This window comes from Streptomyces sp. NPDC012474, from assembly GCF_042955185.1.
In the GTDB taxonomy this organism is placed as follows: domain Bacteria; phylum Actinomycetota; class Actinomycetes; order Streptomycetales; family Streptomycetaceae; genus Streptomyces; species Streptomyces cahuitamycinicus.
On sequence record NZ_JBIBEP010000014.1, the window covers coordinates 70618 to 94828 of the forward strand.

23 protein-coding genes and 1 pseudogene are annotated in these 24211 nt (G+C 70.9%); 16 read left to right on the forward strand and 8 right to left on the reverse strand.

From position 1 onward, the window contains the following. Nucleotides 1-34: 34 nt before the first annotated feature. The 13 genes from ACFY9S_RS27430 to ACFY9S_RS27490 all read left to right on the forward strand — a co-directional run bounded on the left by ACFY9S_RS27430 (nt 35) and on the right by ACFY9S_RS27490 (nt 13478). A complete protein-coding gene (locus tag ACFY9S_RS27430) occupies nt 35-877 on the forward strand; it encodes a TetR family transcriptional regulator (protein ID WP_391132978.1) in 843 nt (280 codons plus the stop codon). 156 nt (nt 878-1033) lie between these two features. After that, nucleotides 1034-2200: an acyl-CoA dehydrogenase family protein gene (locus ACFY9S_RS27435; RefSeq protein WP_391132981.1), complete on the forward strand. Its 1167-nt coding sequence runs from the start codon at nt 1034-1036 to the stop codon at nt 2198-2200. 10 nt (nt 2201-2210) lie between these two features. Further along, nucleotides 2211-2978, forward strand: coding sequence for a 3-oxoacyl-ACP reductase FabG (locus ACFY9S_RS27440; protein ID WP_391132984.1), 768 nt, complete (start codon nt 2211-2213; stop codon nt 2976-2978). Nucleotides 2979-3042: 64 nt separating this feature from the next. After that, nucleotides 3043-3810 carry an FCD domain-containing protein gene (locus ACFY9S_RS27445; RefSeq protein WP_391132987.1) on the forward strand — a complete coding sequence of 256 codons (768 nt, stop codon included), beginning with the start codon at nt 3043-3045 and terminating at the stop codon, nt 3808-3810. Nucleotides 3811-3914: 104 nt separating this feature from the next. After that, nucleotides 3915-4715, forward strand: a complete 801-nt coding sequence (locus ACFY9S_RS27450) for an enoyl-CoA hydratase-related protein (protein ID WP_391132990.1) — start codon at nt 3915-3917, stop codon at nt 4713-4715. Between the two features lie 2 nt (nt 4716-4717). Continuing rightward, nucleotides 4718-5698, forward strand: coding sequence for an acyl-CoA dehydrogenase family protein (locus ACFY9S_RS27455; RefSeq protein WP_391132993.1), 981 nt, complete (start codon nt 4718-4720; stop codon nt 5696-5698). After that, entirely contained in the window at nt 5695-6843 is a 1149-nt protein-coding gene (locus tag ACFY9S_RS27460; RefSeq protein WP_391132996.1) for an acyl-CoA dehydrogenase family protein, read from the forward strand. Before ACFY9S_RS27455 ends, ACFY9S_RS27460 begins: the two co-directional genes overlap by 4 nt. A 13-nt stretch (nt 6844-6856) precedes the next feature. Further along, nucleotides 6857-8431 (forward strand): FadD3 family acyl-CoA ligase, encoded by a 1575-nt coding sequence (locus ACFY9S_RS27465; protein ID WP_391132999.1) that lies wholly within the window; start codon nt 6857-6859, stop codon nt 8429-8431. A gap of 4 nt (nt 8432-8435) precedes the next feature. Further along, a complete protein-coding gene (locus ACFY9S_RS27470) occupies nt 8436-9614 on the forward strand; it encodes a CoA transferase (RefSeq protein WP_391133001.1) in 1179 nt (392 codons plus the stop codon). Next, nucleotides 9611-10414, forward strand: coding sequence for an enoyl-CoA hydratase-related protein (locus ACFY9S_RS27475; RefSeq protein WP_391133004.1), 804 nt, complete (start codon nt 9611-9613; stop codon nt 10412-10414). Before ACFY9S_RS27470 ends, ACFY9S_RS27475 begins: the two co-directional genes overlap by 4 nt. Continuing rightward, nucleotides 10414-11547, forward strand: coding sequence for an acetyl-CoA C-acyltransferase (locus tag ACFY9S_RS27480; RefSeq protein WP_391133362.1), 1134 nt, complete (start codon nt 10414-10416; stop codon nt 11545-11547). Before ACFY9S_RS27475 ends, ACFY9S_RS27480 begins: the two co-directional genes overlap by 1 nt. A gap of 14 nt (nt 11548-11561) precedes the next feature. After that, the gene (locus ACFY9S_RS27485) at nt 11562-12710 is read left to right on the forward strand and encodes an acyl-CoA dehydrogenase family protein (RefSeq protein WP_391133007.1); all 1149 of its coding nucleotides are present in this window, start codon (nt 11562-11564) and stop codon (nt 12708-12710) included. 9 nt (nt 12711-12719) lie between these two features. Further along, nucleotides 12720-13478: an SDR family oxidoreductase gene (locus ACFY9S_RS27490; protein WP_391133365.1), complete on the forward strand. Its 759-nt coding sequence runs from the start codon at nt 12720-12722 to the stop codon at nt 13476-13478. 5 nt (nt 13479-13483) lie between these two features. Here ACFY9S_RS27490 and ACFY9S_RS27495 read toward each other — a convergent pair whose 3' ends face one another. The 3 genes from ACFY9S_RS27495 to ACFY9S_RS27505 are packed head-to-tail and all read right to left on the reverse strand — an operon-like array spanning nt 13484 to nt 17771. Next, nucleotides 13484-15490 carry a Tat pathway signal sequence domain protein gene (locus ACFY9S_RS27495; protein WP_391133010.1) on the reverse strand — a complete coding sequence of 669 codons (2007 nt, stop codon included), beginning with the start codon at nt 15488-15490 and terminating at the stop codon, nt 13484-13486. Next, entirely contained in the window at nt 15487-16761 is a 1275-nt protein-coding gene (locus ACFY9S_RS27500) for an amidohydrolase family protein (protein ID WP_391133013.1), read from the reverse strand. The genes ACFY9S_RS27495 and ACFY9S_RS27500 overlap by 4 nt, the downstream gene beginning before the upstream one ends. Beyond that, a complete protein-coding gene (locus ACFY9S_RS27505; protein ID WP_391133015.1) occupies nt 16755-17771 on the reverse strand; it encodes a CoA transferase in 1017 nt (338 codons plus the stop codon). The genes ACFY9S_RS27500 and ACFY9S_RS27505 overlap by 7 nt, the downstream gene beginning before the upstream one ends. Before the next feature lie 121 nt (nt 17772-17892). On the opposite strand from ACFY9S_RS27505, the gene ACFY9S_RS27510 reads away from it, so the two are divergent. The 3 genes from ACFY9S_RS27510 to ACFY9S_RS27520 all read left to right on the forward strand — a co-directional run bounded on the left by ACFY9S_RS27510 (nt 17893) and on the right by ACFY9S_RS27520 (nt 20348). Next, complete coding sequence (locus tag ACFY9S_RS27510; RefSeq protein WP_391133018.1) at nt 17893-18774, forward strand: enoyl-CoA hydratase-related protein; 882 nt, start codon at nt 17893-17895, stop codon at nt 18772-18774. 81 nt (nt 18775-18855) lie between these two features. Then, nucleotides 18856-20163, forward strand: a complete 1308-nt coding sequence (locus ACFY9S_RS27515) for a cytochrome P450 (protein WP_391133021.1) — start codon at nt 18856-18858, stop codon at nt 20161-20163. Continuing rightward, the gene (locus ACFY9S_RS27520) at nt 20160-20348 is read left to right on the forward strand and encodes a ferredoxin (protein WP_391133024.1); all 189 of its coding nucleotides are present in this window, start codon (nt 20160-20162) and stop codon (nt 20346-20348) included. Before ACFY9S_RS27515 ends, ACFY9S_RS27520 begins: the two co-directional genes overlap by 4 nt. Nucleotides 20349-20387: 39 nt before the next feature. On the opposite strand, the gene ACFY9S_RS27525 is transcribed toward ACFY9S_RS27520, so the two are convergent. The 5 genes and pseudogenes from ACFY9S_RS27525 to ACFY9S_RS27545 form a co-directional block, all read right to left on the reverse strand. Continuing rightward, nucleotides 20388-21941: a hypothetical protein gene (locus ACFY9S_RS27525; protein WP_391133027.1), complete on the reverse strand. Its 1554-nt coding sequence runs from the start codon at nt 21939-21941 to the stop codon at nt 20388-20390. A gap of 405 nt (nt 21942-22346) precedes the next feature. Continuing rightward, the gene (locus tag ACFY9S_RS27530; protein WP_391133030.1) at nt 22347-22502 is read right to left on the reverse strand and encodes a hypothetical protein; all 156 of its coding nucleotides are present in this window, start codon (nt 22500-22502) and stop codon (nt 22347-22349) included. 97 nt (nt 22503-22599) lie between these two features. After that, nucleotides 22600-22873 (reverse strand): annotated as a pseudogene (locus tag ACFY9S_RS27535) (hypothetical protein); the annotation flags it as partial. A 216-nt stretch (nt 22874-23089) separates the two neighbouring features. Next, on the reverse strand, nt 23090-23239 hold the full coding sequence (locus ACFY9S_RS27540; RefSeq protein ID WP_391133032.1) for a hypothetical protein: 150 nt from the start codon (nt 23237-23239) through the stop codon (nt 23090-23092). Between the two features lie 13 nt (nt 23240-23252). Then, nucleotides 23253-24017, reverse strand: coding sequence for a ribosome-inactivating family protein (locus tag ACFY9S_RS27545; protein ID WP_391133035.1), 765 nt, complete (start codon nt 24015-24017; stop codon nt 23253-23255). Between the last annotated feature and the right edge of the window lie 194 nt (nt 24018-24211).

Below are 24211 nucleotides of genomic sequence, written 5' to 3' on the forward strand. Positions count from 1 at the left end.
CCTTCTTTCCGTCTGCGTGGAGTACCGTTCTTCCATGAGTGTCGTCCCCGCAGATTCCGTCGAGACCCCCGAGCCCGCCTGGCGGCAGCGCGCCGTCGAGCGCTCCACCCGGGCGGCGAAGCTGCGCGCCGAGCAGCGCGTGCAGCGCTTCCTGGACGCCGCCCAGGAGCTCATCGCCGACAAGGGCACCACCGACTTCACCGTGCAGGAGGTCGTGGAGCGCTCCCGCCAGTCGCTGCGCAGCTTCTACCAGCACTTCGACGGCAAGCACGAGCTGCTGCTCGCGCTGTTCGAGGACGCGCTGTCGAAGTCGGCCACGGAGATCCGCGAGAAGGCCGCCGCGGGGTCCGACCCGCTGAACCGGCTGAAGATCGCGGTCGAGCTGCTCTACGACTCCTCCAAGCCGCGCCCGGGCCGGCAGTCGCCGCTCTTCACCGATTTCGCCATCCAGCTGCTGGTCAGCCACCCGGACCAGGTGGCCACCGCACACTTGCCGCTGCTCGCGCTGTTCACCGAACTGGTCGAAGAGGCGGTCGACGCGGGGGTGGCCACCTCCCCCAAGGCCCGGCGCACCGCTTCCCTGATCATGCAGACGGCCATGTTCACGGCCCAGGCGCCCGCTGCCCCGGTCGGCGCCCACCCGTCCCCCATCTCCGTCGACGAGGTCTGGGCATTCTGCCTGGGCGGGGTCACGGGCGGGGCGACGGCGCGCATCCCGGAGCCGACGGCGGCTCCGCCCGCGAAGAAAACCGGCGCGGCGAAGAAGGCGACACCCGCGAAGAAGGCGACGCCTGCGAAGAAGGCCGCCCCCGCGAAGAAGGCCACCTCGGCAGCCAAGCCCACCACCCGCAAGGCGACTTCCCGACGCCAGGCGTGATCTGACCGACCCACCTCCGGGCCCCCGCGGTGCACACACCGCGGGGGCCCTTCTGCGCGAAGCACCTCCGCCTCCTGGCTCTTGACCGGACACTTTGGTCTGACCTTTGATATGTTTCGCACTCTCCCCAGCCACCCGACAGAGGGGTTCCCCGCTGTGGATTTCGAGCTGACCGAGGACCAGGAGACGATTCGCAAGGCCGTGGCCGGTCTCCTGCGTGACTTCGACGACCGGTACTGGATGGAGAAGGACCAAGGCCACGCGTTCCCCGAGGAGTTCTACGCCGCCGTCGCCGATGGCGGCTGGCTCGGCATCACGATTCCGGAGGAGCACGGCGGTCACGGACTCGGCATCACCGAGGCGACGCTGCTGCTGGAGGAGGTCGCGCGCTCCGGCGGGGGAATGAACGCCGCCAGCGCGATCCACATGTCGATCTTCGGCATGCATCCGGTGGTGCTGCACGGCTCCGACGAACTGAAGCGCCGCACGCTGCCCCGTATCGCACGCGGCGATCTGCACGTGTGCTTCGGAGTGACGGAACCCGGCGCCGGGCTCGACACGACGAGCATCACCACGTACGCCCGCCGGGACGGCGACCACTACGTCGTCAGCGGACGCAAGGTCTGGATCTCCAAGGCCCTGGAGTCGGAGAAGATCCTGCTGCTGACGCGGACGGCGAGACGGGACGAGGTGGAGAAGCCGACGGACGGCATGACGCTGTTCCTCACCGACCTGGACCGCGACCGGGTGGACATCCGCCCGATCCCGAAGATGGGCCGAAACGCCGTCTCCTCGAACGAGGTGTTCATCGACGACCTGCGGGTGCCGGTGGAGGACCGGGTCGGTGAGGAGGGCCAGGGGTTCCGCTACCTCCTCGACGGCCTCAACCCGGAGCGGATGCTGATCGCCGCCGAGGCTCTCGGCATCGGCCGGGTGGCCCTGGACCGGGCCGTGCGCTACGGCCGCGAGCGGGAGGTGTTCGGCCGGCCCATCGGCATGAACCAGGGCATCCAGTTCCCGCTGGCCGACGCACTCGCCCACCTCGACGCGGCGGAGCTCGTGCTGCGCAAGGCGACCTGGCTCTACGACCAGGGCAGGCCGTGCGGGCGAGAGGCCAACACGGCCAAGTACCTGTGCGCGGACGCCGGCTTCACCGCGGCCGACCGGGCACTTCAGACACACGGCGGGATGGGCTACTCCGAGGAGTACCCGGTGGCCCGCTTCTTCCGTGAGGCACGGCTGATGCGGATCGCGCCGGTCAGCCAGGAGATGGTCCTGAACTACCTGGGGTCCCACACGCTGGGCCTGCCGAGAAGCTACTGAGGAGCTGATCATGACCGAGGGAACGGGACTGTTCGATCTCACCGGGCGTTCGGCGCTGGTGACCGGGGCGGCGGGTGGTATCGGCTCGGCGGTGGCCGGGGCGCTCGCCCGGGCCGGGGCCGCGGTGCTCGTCACCGACGTCGACGAGGCGGCGGCCACGGCCGTGGCCCGGAAACTGACCGACGGGGGACTGCGCGCCGAGGGCGCCGCCCTGGACGTCGGGGACCGGGCGGCAGCCGATGCCGCGGCGGCCAGGGCGGCCGCGCTCACCGACGGGGCACTGCACATCCTCGTCAACAACGCGGGCGTCACGGCGCCCGCGATGTTCGAGAAGCTGGAGGAGGAGTCGTTCCGCCGGCTCCTGGACATCCACGTGCTGGGGGCGTTCCACTGCGCGCAGGCCGCGCTGCCGTTCCTGCCGACGGACGGCACCGGCCGGATCATCAACGTCACGTCGTCGGCCGGCCTGACCGGCACCCTGGGCCAGGTGAACTACTCGGCGGCCAAGGCGGGCATCATCGGACTCACCAAGTCACTGGCCCGTGAGCTGGCGCGGAAGAACATCCTGGTCAACGCGCTCGCCCCGCTCGCCGCGACGCCGATGACCGAGACCATCCGCACCGATCCGAAGTTCGCGGAGCGGATGCTCGCCCGAATTCCGCTGGGCCGGTGGGCGGAGCCGGACGAGGTCGCGGGCGCGTTCGTCTTCCTTGCCTCCGACGCGGCATCCTTCGTCACCGGGCAGGTGCTGCCGGTGGACGGCGGGCTGGTCATCTGACGGACAGCGGGTGCGGTGTTGAATGGTCCGGCCGAAACGGATGCACGACGAGAGGCCTGAACCCGTGCCCAGCGCTCACTCCACGCCCCGCACTCCGCGCTTCGACACGCTCACCGTCCCCAAGGCCTCGGACGTGCTGGCGTCCGAGGTGCGTGAGCGCATCCTGTCCGGGGAGCTCGCGGAGGGCACACCGTTGCCCCCGGAGCGGCAGCTGGTCGAGCAGACAGGGCTGAGCCGGGCGACCGTGCGGGAGGCGCTGCGCATCCTGGAGGTCGAGCGACTGGTGGAGATCCGGCCCGGACGCGGAGGCGGAGCCTTCGTGCACCGGCCGGGCCGCGAATCCCTGGCGAACACCGTGCAGTTGGTCATCCGAGGCCAGCAGATCCGGCTGGAGGCCCTGCACGAGACCCGCGAGGCGATCGAGCCGGCGTGCGCCGCGCTCGCGGCCGGCCGGCGCACCGAGCAAGATCTGGCCGACCTGGACGCCGCCCACGCCGAGCTGGTCGGCGCCGGTGACGACATCCGTCGTTTCCTGCGAGCCAACGTCCGCTGGCACAACGCGGTGGCGAGGGCGGGTGGCAACGAGCTGCTCATCGGGTTCCTCAGCGCGCTCTCGGAGTCGATCTACGCCGCCACGAACCTGGAACGGTTCATGGACGCCCGTATCCGCGAGGTCACCGCCCAGGCGCACGCGAAGATCACCGAGGCCGTCAGGTCGGGTGACGCGGCGGCGGCCCGGCGTCGGATGAGCCGCCATGTGTGCGGGTTCGCACGGGCTGCCTCCGAGGTGGACGGCCGGGAACGCGTGGAGCTGACCGAGCCCGAGGACTGAGCCACACGAAGAGGGGTCCCCTCGCACGAGAAGCGAGAACGAGATTCTCCATTTTGCGCAACACCATTGACACATGCAGCCTGACCTCTCATAACATCAGCGGCATGACCGACGTGAGCCCCGTCCTGACCGTGGCCGCCGACGGAGATGTCCGCATCGTCACGCTGAACCGCCCCGAGAGCCTCAACGGCGTCTCGGCGGAGCTCCACCTCCGGCTGTCGCAGGTGTGGCGGGAGCTCGCGGAGGACACCGGGGCGCGGGCGGTCGTCCTCACCGGGGCGGGCCGGGCGTTCAGCGCGGGCGGCGACTTCGACCATCTGCTGCGCCATCACGACGACCCGGAGCTGCGCGAGCGGTCCATCCGGCTCGACCGGACCATCCAGACGGACATGATCCGCTTCCCGCTGCCTGTCGTCGCGGCCGTCAACGGCCCTGCGGTGGGCTTGGGTTGCTCCCTCGCGCTGGGGTGCGACCTCGTGCTCATGGCCGAGGACGCCTACCTCGCGGACCCGCACATCTCGGTGGGTCTGGTGGCGGGCGACGGCGGAGTGACCCTCTGGCCGCTGCTGACGAGCCTGCTGCGCGTGAAGGAGTACCTGTTCACCGGCGACCGCATTCCCGCCGCCACCGCCGTCGAACTCGGCCTGGCCAACCGGACCGTCCCGGGCCCCGATCTCATGGGCGAGGCCCTGGCACTGGCCCATCGGCTCGCCGCGCAGCCCCCGGAGGCGCTGCGCGCCACGAAGGCGGCGCTCGCGGCGGTGGTCGAGCAGGTCTCGCGCGGTGGGATGGAGGCGGCGTTGCTGGCCGAGCGCTCCACCATGACCAGCCCCGACCACATCCGCATCATCAGTGACCTCGCCTCCCGTGCGGACCGCCGTCCCAGCGCCGCCGAGGAGGGCTGAGCGTGGAACGCGAGGAGTTCACGCTGGTCCGCGACATGCTGCGGGGGTTCGCGACCCGCTTCCGCACCGGCTCGGCCGACGACATCAGGGCGCAGACTCGCGCGGACGCTCAGCGGGCACTCGACGAACTCGGCCTGACCGACCTCCGCCGCACCTCCGCACCGGCCGCCACCGTGCAGGAGTGCGCCCTGCTCGCCGAGGAGCACGGCCGGCAGCCCCTGACCACGTCCCTGCTCGGAACCGCGCTGCTCGCCCCCGAGTTGTTACGCCTCCTCGAGAACGGCGAGCGGCCAAGGCCAGTCCACGGCAACCGCCCCACCGTCGCCCTCGCCGGCGACCTGCGCTTCCCGGAACCCGATGCGGCCGGCCTCGTCGCCTGGGACTGCGACGGCGCGGACACGGCACTCTCCGTGGATGCCGAAGGCCGCGTGACCGAGCACGAGCTGGGGTCCCCGGCACCGACCGCGGACCTGCTGCGCGGTGTGCGGCGGGCCTCGGCCGACGGCCGGCCAGTCGGTCGTCTCACCCCGGGCGCGCACCAGAGCTGGCAGGCGTACGCCCTGGTGGTGGTGGCAAGCGAACTCGTCGGGGCGGCCAGCTCGTTCGTCGAGCAGAGCGTGGACTACGCCCGCGAACGCCACCAGTACGCACAGCCGATCGGCTCCTACCAGGCCGTGCAACACCTGCTCGCCGACGCCACCGTCCTCGCGGATGCCTGCACCAGCGCCACCCGCTACGCCGCCTGGTGCCTGGACAACGAACCGCCGGGCCGTGCCCTGACCGCGGCCCGCGTGGCCAAGGCGGAGGTCAACTCCTCGGCCGTGGAGGCGGTGTACGCCGGGATGCAGGTGTTCGGCGGGATCGCCCAGACGTGGGAGCACGTGGCCCACCTGTACCTGCGCCGGGTCCTCGTCGGAGCCACACTGCTCGCGACCACGGCCGATCTGCTGCCCGCCCTGGCCGCCCCGGAGGCGACGCGATGACGGACACTCCCCTGGACTTCGGTGACTCGGCGGACCTGGAGCGCCTGCGCCATGACTTCCGCACCTGGCTCGCCGCCCACCCGCTGCCCGAACGGCCCACGGAGGAGCCGCTCCCCGTCTTCCTGCACCGCTGGCACCGCCGGCTGCACTCCGGCGGCTGGGTCGGCCTCGACGTTCCGGAGGAGTACGGCGGTCGTGGCCTGACCGCGCTGCACCAGGTGGCCGTCAGCGACGAACTGGGAGCGTGCGGCGCCCCCGGCGTCCCCCGCATCGGCTACCTCGCCCACGCCCTGCTGCGGTTCGGCTCCGAGGAACAGCGCGGCCGGCTGCTGCCGCGCATGCTCTCCGGCGACGACGTGTGGTGCCAGGGCTTCAGCGAGCCCGGCGCCGGCTCGGACCTGGCCGGCATGAGCACCTACGCCGAGCGTCGGCCGGAGGGCCACTATGTCGTCAACGGCCAGAAACTGTGGACGAGTTATGCCCAGTACTCCGGCCTCTGCCTGCTGCTGGCCCGCACCGACCGCACGGCTGCCGCCCACACCTCCATCTCGGCCTTCGTACTGCCCCTGGACCGCCCCGGCGTGACCGTACGGCCGCTGCGTGCGGCCAACGGCGACGACGAGTTCTGCGAACTGTTCCTCGACGACGTGCGCCTGGAGGCGTCCGAGCGGATCGGCGCCGAGGGCGACGGCTGGCCACTGGCGATGACGACGGTGGCCTACGAACGCAACGCGCTGGACACCGGCCACCTGTCGAAGTACGGGCTGCTGATCGAACGTCTGCGCCGGACCGCGCACGAGCGCCGCGGCACGCTTCCGGACGGGCTGCTGTCGGACATCGGCCGCTGTGTCGTCGACTACCAGGTCCTTGTCGCCCACGCCCGGCGCCGCACCGCCGAACGCCTCGCCGGACAGAGCGCGGGTCCGGAGTCGTCCGTCGACAAGCTTCTGATGACCCGCGCCGAACAGCGCCTGTACGAGACGGCACTGAAGATGTTCCCCGAGGAGCTGCACGGGGAGGGCGGCGAGGTCCTGGGCGACTACTTCTACTCGCGGGCCGCGTCCGTGTATGGCGGCACGTCCCAGATCCAGCGCAACATCATCGCCAAGCGACTGCTGCGCCTGCCCGCCGGCCGCCGTTTCTGATCGGAGCCCCGTCATGCGACACGACCTGGAATTCCTGAGCGTTCCGAACGTGGTGAGGGTGGCCGCGCGGCGGTTCGGTGACGCCCCCGCCCTCGTCGACGGCGACCTGCGCCTCACCTTCCGGGAACTGGAGGAGCGGATGATCGAGGCAGTCCGCTCGGCACTCGCGCTCGGCATCGGGCCGGGCGACCGGGTGGGCCTGTGCGCGCCGAACTCGGCGGAGTGGATCGTGACGGCCCTCGGCATTCATGGCGCCGGGGGTGTCGTCGTACCGCTCAACACCCGCTTCAAAGCGAGCGAGATCTCCTACATCCTGCGGAAGTCCGGGGCGAAGGCCTTGTTCGCCGCAGCGTCCTTCCTCGGCACCGACTACATTGCGGACCTGCGGCGCACCGATCCCGAACTGCCGGCGCTGCGCACCGCGTTGCCGATGCCGGGCGAAGCAGAAGGGCTTCACTGGAGCCAGTTCCTCGCACATGGCGAGGAACGCACCGAGGCAGCCGCACACGCGTCAATCGACCAGCTCACTCCGGACCACGTCTCCGACGTGATGTTCACCTCCGGCACCACCGGCCACCCCAAGGGCGTGATCCTCACCCACGGGCAGACGCTGCGGGCGTACGGCTGGATGTCCACGGAGTACACCTTCGCCGCGACCGACGGTTTCCTGGTCATCCCGCCGTTCTTCCACTGCTTCGGCTACAAGGCGGGCTGGCTCGCCTCGCTGATGCACGGGGTGACCGTGATCCCCATGGCGGTCTTCGACGCCGGGCACGCCCTGGAGATCATCCAAGCGGAGCGGGTCAGCATCATCCTGGGTCCGCCGACAGTCTTCCACGACCTGCTGAACCATCCGGAGCGCTCCGCGTACGACCTGTCGTCGCTGCGGGTGTCCATGACGGGCGGCACTACCATCCCGGAGTCGCTGATCCGGGCGATGAAGAAGGACCTGTCCTTCGACATCGTGCTGAGCGCCTACGGCCTCACCGAGTCGACGGCTCTCGTCACGACGACCCGGGTCGGCGACAGCGAGGAGACGGTGGCCCGCACCACCGGGCGTCCGATCCCGGACGTCGAGGTCCGTGTCGCGGACGACTCCGGACGGGAGGTGCCGGCGGGCGAGGAGGGGGAGGTCCTGGTCCGGGGCTACAACGTCACCCGCGGCTACTGGGACGACCCCGAGGCCACCGCGGAGACGGTCGACCGTGACGGCTGGCTGCATACCGGCGACATCGGGCGTCTCGACCCGGAGGGGAACCTGGCGATCGTCGACCGCAAGAAGGAGATGTTCATCGTCGGCGGCTTCAACGCCTACCCGGCCGAGATAGAGAAACTGTTGCTCGGCCACGAGTCGATAGCCCAGGCAGCCGTCATCGGTGTCCCGGACGAGCGGCTCGGCGAGGTCTGCTGCGCCTTCGTCGTGCCGGGGCCCGGCGCGAACCTCTCGGAACAGGACGTCATCACGTGGGCCCGGGAGCACATGGCCAACTTCAAGGTGCCCCGCCAGGTCCGCTTCGTAGACGCACTGCCGCGCAACGCGAGCCAGAAAGTCCTCAAGCACGAGTTGCGCGCCCGGTACGGGGGCTGAGCCGGTGACTGACAGCGGCCCCCTGGCGGGGATCACGGTGGTGGCACTGGAGCAGGCCGTCTCGGCCCCCATGTGCACGCGCACGCTCGGCGACTTCGGCGCCCGGGTGATCAAGGTGGAGAACCCGGCGGGCGGCGACTTCGCCCGACACTACGACGACGTGGTCGGCGGCCTCGCGGCCCACTTCGTGTGGGCCAACCGAGGTAAGGAGTCGGTGGCCCTGGACCTGAAGTCGGACGGCGGGCAGGCGGTCCTGCACCGGCTGCTGGAGCGCGCCGACGTGCTGGTCTCCAACCTCACGCCCGGCACCACGGCCAAGCTGGGTCTGGCCGCCGCCGATCTGGAGGTGAGCCACCCGGACCTGATCGCCGTGGAGATCGACGGCTACGGCCCCGGCGGGCCCCTCTCCCACAAACGCGCCTACGACCTGCTGGTCCAGGCGGAGTCGGGGGCCTGCTCGGTAACGGGCCGGCCCGGTGCTCCCGCCAAACCGGGACCGCCGGTGGCGGACGTGTGCAGCGGACTGTACGCGGCGCTGTCGGTGCTGGCGCTGCTGTACGCCAGACGGCCGGGGCAGGTGGCGGTGAGCCTGCTCGACACCATGGCCGAGCTGATGGGCTACCCGCTGACCTACACGCGGCACTCGGGGGTGGAGCAGCAGCCGCTCGGCATGAGTTCGCCCGCCGTGTCCCCCTACGGCGCCTATCGCACGGCCGACGGGCAGACCGTCGTGCTCGGCACCACGAACGACCGCGAATGGCAGCGGCTGGCCACGGAGTTGATCGGCCGACCGGACCTCGCGGACGACGAGCGGTTCCGCACGAACGCCGGCCGTGTGGAGCACCGCGAGGTCCTCGACACCGCGATCGGCGCCTGGTGCGCGCGGTACGACCTGGGTCACGTCCAGGAGTTGGCCGACGCGGCCGGGATCGGCAACGCCCGGTACAACACGGTCACCGATGTCCTCGACCATCCTCACCTCGCCGCGCGCGACCGCTGGCGAGAGGTCGGCACGCCGTCGGGGCCGGTGCCCGCGCTACTGCCGCCACCCGTGATCGCCGGGTTCGACCCGCCGATGGGCGCGATCCCCGCGCTCGGTGAACACACGGATGCCGTACTGACCGAACTCAACTACGCACAGCCGGAGATCGCCGCCCTGCGGGCACGGGGAGCGGTCCGGTGAGCGTGCTGCTGACGAGCGACGCGGGCGGCGTCCGGACCCTGACCCTGAACCGGCCGCACCGCAGGAACGCCATCGACGCCGAACTGTGGGAGGCCCTGCGCGAGGCTCTCGCGGAGGCGGGCGGTGACCGGTCGGTCCGGGCGCTCGTCCTGACCGGGGCGGGCGGGGCATTCTGCTCCGGCGCGGACATCCCCAGGAGGGTCAGCAGCGCCCACCCCCTGTACCGCATGCGGCCTCTCACCGACGTGACGCTGTTGCTGCACGAACTGCCCGCGCCCACGGTCGCCAAGGTGACCGGGGCTGCGGTGGGGGCGGGCTGGAACCTGGCACTCGGCTGCGATCTGGTGGTCGCCACACCGGAGGCGCGCTTCTCGCAGATCTTCGCCCGGCGCGGTCTGTCCCCGGACTGCGGCGGCTCTTGGCTGCTGCCCAGACTCGTCGGGTTGCAGCAGGCCAAGCGGCTCGCGCTGCTCGCGGAGACGATCGACGCCGAGGAGGCGAAGGCACTGGGCCTGGTGACCTGGGTGACGGCGGCCGACGTGGTGGACGCCTTCGTCGACGACCTGACCGCACGCCTGGTGGCCGGTCCGCCGGTGGCCCTCGCCCAGACCAAGGCGCTGCTGAACGAGGGCACCGGCCGTACCTTGCGGGACGCGCTGACGAACGAGGCGCGAGCACAGGCGGTGAACTTCGCGGGCGCGGACGTCCGCGAGGCGTACGCCGCGTTCGCCTCGCGACGCGAACCACTCTTCACGGGCGACTGGGCCGTGCCGAGCCGATCGGAGGACGACGACACGTGATACGGGAAGCGGTGATCGCGGCGGCGGTCCGCACCGCTGTGGGCAAGCGGAACGGCGGGCTGGCGGGCAGCCACCCGGCCGATCTGTCCGGCGCGGTGCTGAACGCGCTGGTCGAGCGGGCCGGGTTCGCCCCGGAGACCGTCGACGACGTGATCTGGGGGTGCGTCTCCCAGGTCGGCGACCAGTCGAGCAACATCGGCCGGTACGCGGTGCTGGCCGCGGGCTGGCCCGAGAGTATCCCCGGGACCACGGTCAACCGGGCCTGCGGGTCCAGCCAGCAGGCGCTGGAGTTCGCCGTGCAGGCGGTGTTGTCCGGGCAGCAGGAGGTGGTCGTGGCGGGCGGGGTCGAGGTCATGAGCCGGGTCCCGCTGGGCTCGGCCAGGGCGAGCGGAATGCCGTACGGTCCCCAAGTCCTGGGCCGGTACCAGGACTTCTCCTTCAATCAGGGCATCTCGGCGGAGAAGATCGCCCACAAGTGGGGCTTCAGCCGGGCCCGGCTCGACGCGTACGCGGCGCTGTCGCACGAGCGGGCGGCCGCCGCGCAGGACGCCGGAGCCTTCGGGGAGCAGATCCTGCCGGTGGCGGGGGTGACGGCCGACGAGGGCATTCGCCGGGGCACCAGCCTGGAGACGCTCGCGAAGCTGAAGCCGTCCTTCCTGGACGACGGTGTGATCCACGCCGGCAACGCCTCGCAGATCTCCGACGGCGCGGCGGCGCTCCTGGTCACCACCCCGGACAGGGCACGGGAGTTGGGGCTGACGCCGATCGTGCGCTACCGGGCGGGAGCAGTGGTGGGCTCGGACCCGGTGCTGATGCTGACCGGGCCGGTCCCGGCGACGGAGCAGGTTCTGCGCAAGGCGGGAGTGGGCCTGTCGGAGGTCGGTGTCTTCGAGGTGAACGAGGCCTTCGCGCCCGTTCCGCTCGCCTGGCTCGCCGAGACGGGTGCCGACCCGGAGCTGCTCAATCCGCTCGGGGGTGCCATCGCGCTCGGCCATCCGCTGGGCGCGTCGGGGGCCGTCCTGATGACCCGCATGATCCACCACATGCGCGACCACGGCATCCGCTACGGCCTGCTGACCATGTGCGAGGGCGGTGGCACCGCGAACGCCACGCTCGTCGAACTCGTCCACTGACCCGGGGGGTTGCCGTGCGCCGTGATGTCTTCACCGCCGACCACGAGGCGTTCCGGGAGCTGGTCCGGGACGTCGTGGCCAAGGAGGTGGTCCCGCACTACGCCGAGTGGGAGCAGGCCGGGCGCCTGCCCCGGTCGTTCTTCGAGCGGCTGGGCTCGCTCGGCCTGCTGGGCGTACCCGTCCCTGAGGAGTACGGCGGGGGCGGGCAGCCCGACTACCGCTACAACGTGGTCCTCCAGGAGGAGGCGGCCCGCGCCCTCGTCACGCTCGGCACGGTCCGCACCCAACTCGACGTCGTGCTGCCGTACTTCCTCACCTACGCGAACGAGGAGCAGCGCCGGCGCTGGTTCCCCGGGCTGGCCTCCGGCCGGCTGCTGACCGCGATCGCGATGACCGAGCCCAGCACCGGCTCCGACCTCGCGGGCATCCGCACGACCGCCGTGCGCGACGGCGACCACTACGTGGTGAGCGGCGCCAAGACGTTCATCACCGGCGGACTCCTCGCCGACCTGGTGATCGTGGTGGCACGCACGTCGACCGACCCGGTCGACCGCCGGGCCGGGCTCACGCTGCTGGTGGTGGAGGACGGCATGCCTGGCTTCACTCGCGGCCGGGTGCTGGACAAGATGGGCATCAAGGTCCAGGACACCGTGGAGCTGGCCTTCGACGAGGTCCGGGTGCCCGCCGCCAACCGGCTCGGCGAGGAGGGCAGTGCCTTCACCTACCTCGGGCACAACCTCCCCCAGGAGAGGATGACCGTCGCGGTGGGTTCGGTGGCGCAGGCGCGGGCCGCGCTCGACACGACGATCGCGTACGTCAAGGAACGGAACGTGTTCGGGACGCCGGTCGCGTCCTTCCAGAACACCAAGTTCGAACTGGCCGCCGTGGACGCCGAGATCGAGGCCGCTCAGGCCGTGCTCGACCGGGCCGTGCTGGAGCTGGTCGACGGGCGGCTGTCCGGTGCGGACGCCGCGAAGGTCAAACTGTTCTGCACCGAGATGCAGGCCCGCGCCGTCGACCGGTGTCTTCAACTCTTCGGCGGTTACGGCTACATGCTGGAGTACCCGATCGCCCGGCTGTACGCGGACGCCCGCATCACCCGTATCTACGCCGGGACCAGCGAGGTCATGAAGGTCATCATCGCCAAGTCCCTGGGGTTGTGACACATGTCGATGGAGGACTTCTCCGCCAGGCCGGGCACGGCCTTCGTGGCGGGCGGCACCGGTGGCATCGGAGCCGCGATCGTCAGAACGCTGGCCGAACGCGGCAGCGACATCGTGTTCACCTACCGCGCCAACCAGGAGGCGGCCGAGGACCTCGTCCGGGAGGTGAAGGGCCACGGCCGCCCGGTCACCGCCCTGCGGCTGGATCTGACCGACGCGACGGAGACCGCTCGGGCCGTGCGCGGGTGCGGAGGGGTACACACGCTGGTCTACGCGGCCGGGCCGCACGTGCCCATGACCCACCTGAGCAAGGTCACGCCCAGCCGGTACCGCGCTCAGCTGGAGGCCGACGCGGGGGCGTTCTTCAACCTCGTCCATCCCGCGCTGCCGCTGCTGCGGGAGAGCGGAGGCAACATCGTCGCCGTCACCACCGTCGCCACGCGCCGTTACCCGGTCCGCGACGGGCTGTCCTCGGGCGTCAAAGGGGCGGTCGAGGCCGTCGCCCGCGCCCTGGCCGCCGAGGAGGGCCGCTACGGCGTCCGCGTCAACTGCGTCGCCCCGGGCATGCTCACGGACGGTATCGCGGGGCGGCTGATCGACACGGGCGAGCTCGACGAGGAGGCCCTCGCCGTCACCCGCCGCAACATCCCCCTGCGTCGCTTCGGGCAGGCCCAGGACATCGCGGAGGCGGTCGCGTTCCTCGCCTCGGACCGGGCCGGGTTCGTCACGGGCCAGGCGCTGGGGGTGGACGGCGGGTACAGCGTCTGACCATGTCAGTCGGTGTGGCCGGTGCCGGCGACGACCACCCGGACCCGGGCGGTGTTGTCCACCCTCGTGAAAAGGGCCGAGGCGTCGCCGTCGCGCTCGGAGCGGACCCGTACGGTCACGAAGTGGGTGCCGGGCGAGGAGAAGGCGTGGCGCCGCTCCACACGGACGCGTTCGGCCGGTGTGACGTCCTCGGTCACCGGGAACGTGCCGGCGCCGTCGAGGTCCCACTGGACCGCGACGATCTTCCCGGCGCCGGGTGGGACCTCGCCGACGGCGCAGAGCGTGACCTGCTCCTCCCCGGGTCGCACATCGGCACGGTCCGCGCCGTCCACGGTCAGCTGGACGACTGGCTGAACTCCCCGCTGGGCGGCCGCGGATGACGGCACCACGACCTGGCCGTCGTCGATCGTGCAGTCGGTCGAGGCGACGGGAGGCATGCCCTGCTCCACCCACGCGCTCAGGTCACGCAGCGCCTGGTGCAGAACCCCCAGGTAACTCACGGACCGGGTGGGATCCTCCTGGATCTCCTCGTCACCGTGCAGGGCGTTGTCGACGTACCAGAGGCGGAAGTGCTCGTCGGTGGCGTCCCCGAGGTGGTGTCGGACAGCCGACCGGTACCAGTCCGCCTGCCAGGGAAACGCCTCCCGGTCCAGGAGACAGGCGACCACGATCATCTTCCCGGCGAACTTCCCCGTCTGGACGGCCCCGGTCGCGCCCAGCGAGAAGAGCGGTCCCAGCAGTTGGGGCCGCTGCGGCGGGACCGGCTTCCCGGCCGCGTCGCGGAAGCGGTCCCAGACCGGGAAGCCGTCGGGCGGGACCTGGTGTCGGTGGTAGGTCTGGGCCGCGAGGAAGTTGCCGTTGTCGACGTCCACGCGGTCCCCGGGGCGCAGGGCCGTGACCGCGGACGGATCGTTCTGCTCGTCCAGCAGTGCCAGGTCGCCCCGCACTTCACGCAGGACGAGGGACTGCCCCTCGGCCTGCCCGGTCCGCACGGTCAGCTCCGCGCCCTGCGCGTCGATGGAGGCGGACACGGCGAGCCTCAGGGCGACGACGGAGTCCTCGTCCGCTCCCGTGCCCCGGAAGGCGTGGTCCACCCCGCCCCGTGCGTCCGGTATGTGCGGGACGCCGAGCCCGAGCCGCGCAGCCTCCCGCGCTGTGATCACGGCGGCGATCTCGCAGGCGTACCGGAGGCGGTCGCGGTGGACCGAGGACCCGGAGTCGGCCCCGAGGTAGCCGGGCAGCGTCCAGAAGTCCTCGAAGTAGCCGGGATCGACCAGGCGCATGCCACCGTAGAGGGCAGTGAAGGCGTGCATGCCCATCGTGCGGTGTCCGAACCAGGCGCGCGGCGGGAAGCCCATGGCCGTGACTTCGGCGAGCGCCGCCCTCTCCTCGGAGTCGAGGCCCGCGTACGGGTCCCCGCTGCCGCCGGGTTCCAGCGCGTCGACGATGCTGTCCAGCCGGTGCCGGAGCACCCGCTGCGCGTGCATGCGTACGCTGAAGACGTTCGGTATGGCCATGGGGCTGCCGATGACGTACGGCACGAACCCGTCCCAGGCTCCGTCGGTGTTCTCGGCACCGGCGATCGTCCGGAAGCCACCGCCGCTGCCGCCGTACGCGTACCCGTGGACCCGGTGGTGCCCGTAGACCCGCTGGGCGACGACGCGTGAGTGACGGGCCGCCGCCGCGTTGGCGCGGAAGCCGGCGATGGTCGGGTCGCCCGGGTCCGCGCCGCCGCCGTTGGTCTCCAGGAAGTACGCGCCGCTCGAGGCGGCGAAGGAGATCCTGTCCTCCTGCCCGCGGGCCGTCTGCGCCTGGTGCTCGCTGCCGGGGACGGGGGTGATGTGCTGGAAGAAGCGCCCCTGGTAGGCGTCGTCCGGCGGGAAGTAGATCGAGAACCGTGTGCCGTTGTCGGCGAAGCCACCGTGGACGTAGCGGTGACGCACCGGGGTGTCGCGCCATTCGTCCACGTCCACGTAGGGCTCGCGGAAGTCTTCGTCATGCGTCTCGTTCACTGGGCTCCTTCGCTGGTCCGCGTGGGTTCGGTGATCAGGCGGCCCCGCACATACGCGGCCCGTACGGCATCGGCGGTCAGCGCGTCGAGCGCCTCCCGCAGGGGCACATGGAGCAGGCAGATGTCGGCCGGCGAGCCGACCGTCACCCGCCGTTCGCGATCCGGCCGGTGCGGGCTGCCCAGGAAGAGCCGCAGCGCGGCGCGCGGGGTGAGACTCTCTCCCGCGTCGCGTGCGACTGCGGACCGCATGACGGCCCAGGGGTCGTGGGTGCCGTACGGCGCGTCGGTTCCGGCGGCGACCGGGACGCCCGCTTCGGCGAGGCTGCGGCAGCGGTAGAGGTGCGGCCGGTCGTCGGGGTGCACCTCAGTCGCGTAAGCCTCGGCCCTTTCGACCGGGAAGTGCGGCTGGGTCACCACGATGACACCGAGCCGGCGGAGCCGTGGGAGTGCCTCCGTCGGGATCACGGACCCGTGCTCGATCCGGTCGCCCTCGACCGGGCCCACTTCCTCCAGGGCGAGGAGTGTCACGAGCAACTGCACGCGGGTGACGCAGTGCACGGCGACCGGCCGGGGCCGTACGTCGGCCACCGTGGCGGCCAGATCGGCGGGTGTGGGCAGGGCCGGGTCATCGAGCAGCAGCTTCACCGGCCGGTCCACACCCATGACGATCAGTCGCTGGGGCAGGACGGACAGCGTCTGCGCGAGACCGTCGGCGGGGTGCGGGTCGGCGTTGGTGAAGCCGGTGACGCCGAGGGCCGCGGCCCGTCGTCCGACCCCAGCCGGGTCGAGCGGGACGGGCGGCAGGAGGGCGCGCAGACGGCCGTCCTCGCGCCACAGGCGCCCGTCGGCGCTCTCCAGCCCGGCCGTCCGCAGCGCCGCGCTGTTCAGGAACCACATGGCGCCGCTGCGGTGCTGCACGCGGACCGGGCGGTCGGGGACGAGGGCGTCCAGCGTCCACCGGTCCAGCTCCCCCGCGACGCTCTCGTGGTAGCCGACGGCCCGGACCCACTCCCCCGGCGCCCCGGCCCGCAGCGACACCGCGAGTTCGTCGCGTCCCCGCACCTCGGCGGGCCCCACCCGCACCGAGGCCGTCTCGGCCGCCAGCGCCATGAGGTGGATGTGGTGGTCGTGGAGCCCGGGCAACAGGGCCGCGCCGCCCCCCTCGACCTGGGCGTCACCGGCCAGTCGGCTCCCGATCGCGGCGACCCGGCCGTCCTCGACCCGGACGTCCACCCGGCCGTGGCCCTCGACCTCAACGTCCCTGATCAGCACGGCGCCACCGGCGCCTCGGCCTGCGCGGCGGCGCAGGCCGCCATGGACACGCACAGCAGTTCCCCGCCGCCCCGCGCCAGGGAACGGGCGACGGCCCGGGCGGCGTACAGGCCGGTGACGGGATCGGCGAGCGCGTCGCCGAGGAACACCGGGTCGCCGTACCGGTCCCGGCCCGTCAGGCCGCCGGCGACCGCCGCGTCGTCGCCGAAGGCGATCCGGTCGTCGTCGCGGCCGTAGCCGGTGATGCTCACCCACACCCGGCCGGGACGGGCGGCGAGGAACTCCTCCGCGTGCACGCCCAGCCGCCGCAGCGCCCGCGGCCGGGACGCCTCCACGACCACGTCGGCGTCCGCGAGTGCCTCGGCCAGCGCGCCGGAGGCGAAGTCGAGCACCAGGCTCTCGTGCCCGGCGTGCAGACGACGGTAGAAGTCCGGGTGGCCGAAACGGGCCCCGTCCGGCCGCGTGGTGCTCTCCACCTTCACCACTCGGGCACCGGCCAGACCGAGCAGACGGGCACACAGGGGGCCCGCCCAGAGCGCGGACAGGTCGACGACCTTGAGGCGGGTGAGGTCGCGTGGGCAGGACGGTCCGTGCCGTTCGGCGCTCACCGGGGCACGGTGGCCGCACTCGGATCCGAGCGCGGCGGCGGCCACACCCAAGGTCTGTGCGGATCGCGCCAGTTCGGCCGCGACCGTTCGGCCCGCTGCGGTCCCCAGCTCGGCCCGGGGCGTGGCGAGAAGTCCGAGAAGGGCCGGGAGGGCGGCATGATCGTCGGGGCGGGCCAGATTGACCGCTGCCCAGCCGTCGGCGGTGGCGAGGAGCCGGCAGGAGCCCCCTGCCGAAACCCTGCCGGGGAGGTGGTAGCCGGCGAGTGCGGCTCGCTCGAAGAGCGCACGTTCCAGGTCCACGGGGACGCCGGTCAGGCTGGTGAAGTCGTCGGCGACTACGGTCAGGGGTCCTAGCCTGCCCTCCACGGCGGCCGTCCAGCGGGCGAGAGTGGCATTCTTCAAGACGTGAACACCCTTCTCCTCTGACGTGAGGCAAGGTTACACTGCGGGCGTCATGGAACCACCCTTCCTCCTGGTCGACCTCGACCGCTCACCCCCCCGCCCCCCACGGGAAACTCCGTGTGTGCGAGTCGCCGTGGCGGCGGAACCCAGAGAGCCGGAAGGGGAATTCGACCTGCTGCTCACCGCGTCGGCCGACCCGCCCCGGCCCTGGGTCGGGTGCGCCGATCCGTACGCCACCGCCCAGCGGCTCCGGGACATCGTCGCCGCCCGACCTGACGCCTGCCTCACCCTCGTACAGGTGCTTCGCATGGGGCCGGGCCTGCCACCGTCCGACCGGTTGGTCGTGGAGTCGCTCGCCTACTCCACCCTCCAGGTGGGGGCCGCCCACCGGTCCTGGCTCTCTGGGAAGCACCGGCATGCCGCCCGCCCGTCCACCGAGCCCGTCCTGCTCGATCGGGACGGCGACCGGCTCACCATCACACTGAACCGCCCGCGGGTGCACAACGCTTTCGACGCCGCGACCCGGGACGCCCTGTGCGAGGCCCTGGAGGTCGCCGTGACGGACCCGACGGTCGCCCGCGTCGACCTGCGCGGCAGCGGCTCCTCTTTCTGCAGCGGCGGTGACCTCGCCGAGTTCGGCTCCTCGACCGACCAGGCGCGGGCCCACCAGGTGCGTGTGCACCGCAGCCCCGCCGCGCTTCTCCAGCGGTGCGCGCCCAAGGTGACCGCGCATCTGCACGGCGCCTGCGTCGGCGCGGGCATCGAACTGGCCGCCTTCGCGGGCCGCGTGATCGTGGTGCAGGACACGGTGATCCGGCTGCCCGAGATCAGCATGGGACTCATCCCGGGCGCGGGCGGCACCGCGAGTCTGCCGAGGCGGATCGGCCGCGAACGGACCGCCTATCTCGCCATGACCGGCGCCTCGTTGAGCGCGACGGAGGCTCGGCGCTGGGGCCTGGCCGACGAGATGGCCGCCCGCGCGGCCGAATCGCATGGGCACTAGCAATACTCTGGATCGAGAATTAGATTCTCGTGCGCGAGAGGTCCACTCGCGCCTCGAATCGACCAAGGAGACCGGCCAGTGATGCACGACGAGCCGCCCGAGGACATCGACGCGATCGACTTCTTCCGGGACGACGCCACCGTGGCGGACCCGTATCCGTACTTCGACGCTCTGCGCACACGCTGCCCCGTCGCCCGGGAGCCCCACCACGGCGTGATGATGGTGACGGGGTACGACGAGGCGGTCCACGTGACCCAGGACGCGCAGACCTTTTCGTCGTGCCTGTCGGTGACCGGCCCCTTCCCGGGTTTCCCGGTCCCGCTGGACGGTGACGACGTCAGTGAGCTCATCGAGCGGCATCGCCACGAGCTGCCCATGAGCGACCAACTGCCCACCCTCGATCCCCCGGTACACACCGCGCACCGCGGACTGCTGATGCGGCTGATCACGCCGAAGCGGCTCAAGGAGAACGAAGCCGCCCTCCGGGAGATCGCCGACCGCCTGCTGGACACCTTCCTGGCCCACCCGGAGGGCGAGTTCATCAGCGAGTTCGCGGGCCCCTTCACGCTGCTCGTCATCGCGGACCTGCTCGGCGTGCCCGAGGAGGACCGGGAGGAGTTCCTCTTCGCGCTTCAGCGTCGGCCGCAGGCGGGGGGCGGCATCGGCAGCACGGGGGAGGACGCCCTCGCCCACTCGCCACTGGAGTTCCTGTACGGGCGGTTCACCGACTACATCGAGGACCGGCGCCGGGAACCGCGCGAGGACGTCCTGACCGGGCTGGCCACCGCCACGTTCCCCGACGGTTCCCTGCCCGAGGTCGCCGACGCCGTCCGGGTGGCCGCCAACCTGTTCTCCGCCGGGCAGGAGACCACCGTCCGGCTGCTCAGCTCCGCGTTCAAGGTGATCGCCGAACGCCCCGACCTCCAGACGCTGTTGCGCTCGGAGCCGGACCGCGTCCCGAACTTCGTCGAGGAGACCCTGCGGATGGAGAGCCCGGTCAAGGGCGACTTCCGGCTCTCCCGTGTCCCGGCCACGGTGGGCGGTGTCGACATCCCGGCCGGTACCACGCTGATGGTCGTCAACAGCGCGGCCAACCGCGACCCGCGCCGCTTCGAGGACCCGGCGACCTTCGATCCCGCCCGCCCGAACGCCCGGCACCACATCTCCTTCGGCCGCGGCATCCACACCTGCCCCGGCGCGCCGCTCGCCCGGGCCGAGGCAAGGGTCGGCATCGAGCGCCTCCTGGCACGCACCAGCGACATACGGATCTCCGAGCGCGTGCACGGGCCGGCGGACGCGCGCCGCTACCAGTACCTGCCGACGTACATGCTGCGCGGCCTGACCCACCTCAACCTGGAATTCACGCACGCCGAGGAGGGCACGCGATGAAGGTGACCATCGACGAGGACCGCTGCCGTGGTCACGGCGTCTGCTGCACCGTCAGCCCCGAGGTGTTCGACCTGAGCGACGACGGCTACGCCGTGACCGAACAACCCGATGTACCGGATGAGTTCGAGCAGGCAGCGCGCTCCGCTGCGATGAGCTGCCCGGAGCGGGCCATCACCTGCCACTGACCGGTGCGGAGCGGCACCGGGTGGTGCCGCTCCCGGGACTCAGGCGCGTTCCAGGACGATCAGGTAGATCGCGTTGGGCGCGAGATCGACGGTTGCGGTGTGGGTCCTGCCGGGCCTGACGATCTTCTTGTCGACCAGCTGGAGGCCGGCCTTGCCCGGGTCGGAGAAGTAGTTGCTCGTGTTCTGGTCGATCCGGTACATGAGCCGGCGGACCGGACGGTTCCTGAGCTCGGACGGCATCCGGGACATGTCGATGGTGGCCCGGTAGCTGCGGTCGCCCACATGCTGCCAGTTCCAGACCATCAGCGACGCGCCGGTACGGTCCTTCGACGCCATCGCGTAAACGCCGTTGTCCCCTTCGAGCGCGTCCGACTCGGCGGCGACCCTGGTGTCCTTCATCCGGGACTGCATCAGCATCGTGTTGCCGTAGGGAGTGAAGGTGTCGTTGACCGGCCCGTTCGGGGTGCGGGTCACGAGCTGGTCCTTACGCTCCTCGACCCGGTGCCGGACGCACCAGTTGAACATGTAGGTGTCCGGCTGGTTCGCGAAGTAGTAGTTGTAGGTGGCCATACCGGCTGCCTGCCGGATGTAGTCCTTCTTGGGGTCGGTGTCGTCGTAGGCCGGGCCGGGGTAGACGCCCGTCTCGGTGACATAGCTCGGGATGGGCTGGTGGATGCGGCGCTCCTTCAGCCAGCCGCGCAGGGTCTCCCGCTGGGACGCCACCACCCTCAGGTCGCCGTTGTACATCGTCGGCGTCTGGTAGTTGTCGTCCCATTTGAGGTACGCGTGATAGGAGAGGAAGTCCAGACGCTTGCGCGGGTCCCGGTCGGCGGCGTAGTCGTCGAGGAAGGGCTTCATCCACTTCGGGTCCATCCACATCAGCGCCGGTCCGCCGAGTTTGATCCGGTCCGCGCGCCGCAGGCCCTTGTTGACCTTGTTGACGGCCTCGTAGTAGGGCTCGTAGAAGCGGTACAGACCACCCGGCTGCAGCGTCGTCCTGTCCGCCGGGGTACCCGTCTTGCGCTGCTGGCCGTGGAACTGCCAGTCCGGCTCGTTGAAGGCCTCCACGTACTTGACGCGGGGGTACTTCGCCTTGACGCTCCGCACGATCAGTTCGAGCATCGGCTCGAGGTCATCGAAGGGCCGTTTGCCTTCGACGAAGTCCGTCGGGTTGAGGTTGATCAGCACCGAGTCGGAGACCGTGCTCGCCTCGGTGAGGTAGGCGTCCAGCTTGGACAGGTCGCACCGCTGTGCTTTCAGGTCACACAGGTTGAACACGTCGAGGCTGTCCGCCGCGTTCGGGCTGCTGAGCCAGATCCGGTAGATGTCGCCGTGCAGGCCCTGCCGGTTCAGGAACTTCGCGTCGGCGGCGCGCTGGTCGGGCCACGCCGTGACGTTGCCGAAGTTGTTCAGCCGTTCCGGGCGCGGCAGTCGGCCCTCGCGTGAGCCGAAGTCGACCGAGACCTCGGCCGGGGAGGGAAGGGTGGAGGGTTCGGCCGCCTGAGCAGCGACTGACTGGACGGACGTCACGGCCAGCAGCGAGGCGGCCGCTCCGGCCAGCAACCCTCGCCGGGTGGGAAGTCTCGTACTCATGCGCATGGGGAAAACCTCGCTTCCATGAAGCAACGACGGCCTGTTGTCGCGGATGTGGGGGGCCGGCGGGCGGTTTCAGCATAGGTAGACTCACACTGAGAGAGAACCCCCGATGCAATACCGGAGAAGGCTATTCTCCTTCAGCAGGAAAGTGAGGGCGCTGGATGCCTGCCACTTCCCAACTCGGTTCCCTCAGTACGGCAGATGTCACGCGCCCTGGGACAGCGGATGCGGTAGGGGCAGCCCTCCGCCGTCCCGAGAGGGCCCTGGCGCCTCGTCCTCGGCGGCTGCCAGCTGGAGCCGGAACAGCCGGCGACCTGAAAGCGTCACTATCTCGGCCCCGGCGTTACCCGTCCGACGCAGGCGGCCGGTCGTGGGCACCATTCGGATCTCGCCATGGCGCACTCAAGCGGCGCAGGGTTGACAAGCACCGAAGGCCAGATGGTCAGCTTGGTCCTGCCACAGCTTCCCCAGCTGGAACCAGTACAGCCCGAAGCCAACGCCGCCGACCACCACGACCAGCACCGCGACAGCCAACGGCCCGGTCGATACCTTTCGCACGCGCCCCATCCCCGCTCGCCTCCTGAGACGTCGCGTTGTTCTCCCATTCAATGGGGAGTGGCGGTCGGGCAGCATCCCGCAGCCGATGACGAAATCCTCACGTCGCACCGTCGGCCACGGGGATCGAGAACAGCGGAACCTGGTCCCGCTCGGGGTTGTCCGCCCCCGGTCGGCAGCCCGCGTCCCAGTCTGTGCGCTGGCTGCCGTGGGCCGGAATCCTTCCGGCGCGTTTGAGCAGGGCCGTCAGGTGCGGTGGTGTTGCGGTTGGTGAAGTGGTTCTCCGGGCCGCCCGAGCCGGTGTCCAGGTACGAAGCCCAGGGCCCAGCGGCCCCGATCCAGCCCGCGTCGGCCTGCGGCGGGACGGTGTAGCCGGAATCGTCCGCGGTCGCCGAGATCCTCAGCAACGCCAGCCGACAGCTTCGGGAGAAACGTCCCGGCGGGTGCCGGGATCACGGAATCGATCCGAACACGGCATCCAGGATCACGAGAAGCCCTGCGGTCGGTGACCGGCAGGAAGAAGCCCCGGCGGGACAGGGGAGGAGTATCCCGCCGGCGACGGCCGTCCTGGATCAGGCCCGCTGCCGCGCTCACAGCTCGTCCTTCGTGTTGGGGTAGGGGCTGTCGTTGAGAGCGACTGCGTGCAGGTCCGCGGCGTCGCGGACGTCCGCGACGGTGTTGCCGGCGATGCTGGTGCCCGGCGGAGAGGTCGGTGCGGTTGGTGCGGCCGATGAAGACATGGCTGATGCTGGTCTAGGTACGTATCAGGCCGACCTCCTGTGCGGTGACGAAGACGTCGGACCCGTTGTTCATGCCGTTCGCGATGCGGTTGGCGATGTGGCGGAACCGTGAGGCCTCGGTGATGGCGATGCTGTAGCGCAGCATGCCGCGCGCCTGGGCGGTGCGGTCGGCGCTGCGGATGCCGAGGTCCCTGAGGCTGTTCTCAAGGCTGGACTCGCTCAGGTTGACGGCGGTCAGCGACTGGTTCGCGACACGGGCGAGGGCGTCATAGCCCTCCTTGCCGAAAGACCAGTTGTCGTCTGCGGCGTCCTCCTTGCCGTGGACGTCGGAGGCGAGGTTCAGGACGAAGCCGTGCGAGGTGTCGCCGGAAAAGAACCGCACGACGTAATAGTCGCTGAGCCGTACGATCGCATGCAGCGTGGGGGTGGTGTTGCCACTGCCGATCACGATGTCGGCGAAACTCTGGGTCTCCGTGTCGTCGGTGATGACGACTTCCGCCCCGGTGTCCAAGTTGGGTGTGGCACGACCGTTGGCCGAGGTCTCGGCGAGGTTCCGCAGTTGGTCGAGCATTGTCAGATAGGCACCCGAGCCGTGGTTGATGTTCCAGCGGACCTGTGGGAAGTCGACGCGCCTATTGCCGTCGACGGTTCCGGCGTTGATCGTCGCATGGTCCGCCGCCGCCGAGCCGGAAGCCTCGGTGTCCCCGGTGGGCAGCACGATCACCAGGAATCCGAGGAGGACGGACAAGGCGACCGCGATGAGGACGCTGGTGGGCATGGTGTGCTCCGGTTGTTCGACGCGCAGGGATGCTACGACCGACGCTCACAGCCGGAAGGTTGTTTGGCAGGCCCCTTTTGCCACCGCATACAAATCCGGAGGGTCAGGTTCCACATCACGTGCCCGGATGTCAGGCTGTCGTTGCTTCACACCTCTGCCTCACGGGCTTCAGCCCGACGGCACGAGGGTGGACC

Coding starts and splice junctions, on each gene's coding strand:
- ACFY9S_RS27545 (WP_391133035.1), bottom strand. CDS start 24,017: ATGCCCACCAGCGTCCTCATCGCGGTCGCCTTGTCCGTCCTCCTCGGA.
- ACFY9S_RS27465 (WP_391132999.1), top strand. CDS start 6,857: ATGCGACACGACCTGGAATTCCTGAGCGTTCCGAACGTGGTGAGGGTG.
- ACFY9S_RS27525 (WP_391133027.1), bottom strand. CDS start 21,941: ATGAGTACGAGACTTCCCACCCGGCGAGGGTTGCTGGCCGGAGCGGCC.
- ACFY9S_RS27430 (WP_391132978.1), top strand. CDS start 35: ATGAGTGTCGTCCCCGCAGATTCCGTCGAGACCCCCGAGCCCGCCTGG.
- ACFY9S_RS27515 (WP_391133021.1), top strand. CDS start 18,856: ATGCACGACGAGCCGCCCGAGGACATCGACGCGATCGACTTCTTCCGG.
- ACFY9S_RS27520 (WP_391133024.1), top strand. CDS start 20,160: ATGAAGGTGACCATCGACGAGGACCGCTGCCGTGGTCACGGCGTCTGC.
- ACFY9S_RS27490 (WP_391133365.1), top strand. CDS start 12,720: ATGGAGGACTTCTCCGCCAGGCCGGGCACGGCCTTCGTGGCGGGCGGC.
- ACFY9S_RS27460 (WP_391132996.1), top strand. CDS start 5,695: ATGACGGACACTCCCCTGGACTTCGGTGACTCGGCGGACCTGGAGCGC.
- ACFY9S_RS27540 (WP_391133032.1), bottom strand. CDS start 23,239: ATGTCTTCATCGGCCGCACCAACCGCACCGACCTCTCCGCCGGGCACC.
- ACFY9S_RS27440 (WP_391132984.1), top strand. CDS start 2,211: ATGACCGAGGGAACGGGACTGTTCGATCTCACCGGGCGTTCGGCGCTG.
- ACFY9S_RS27450 (WP_391132990.1), top strand. CDS start 3,915: ATGACCGACGTGAGCCCCGTCCTGACCGTGGCCGCCGACGGAGATGTC.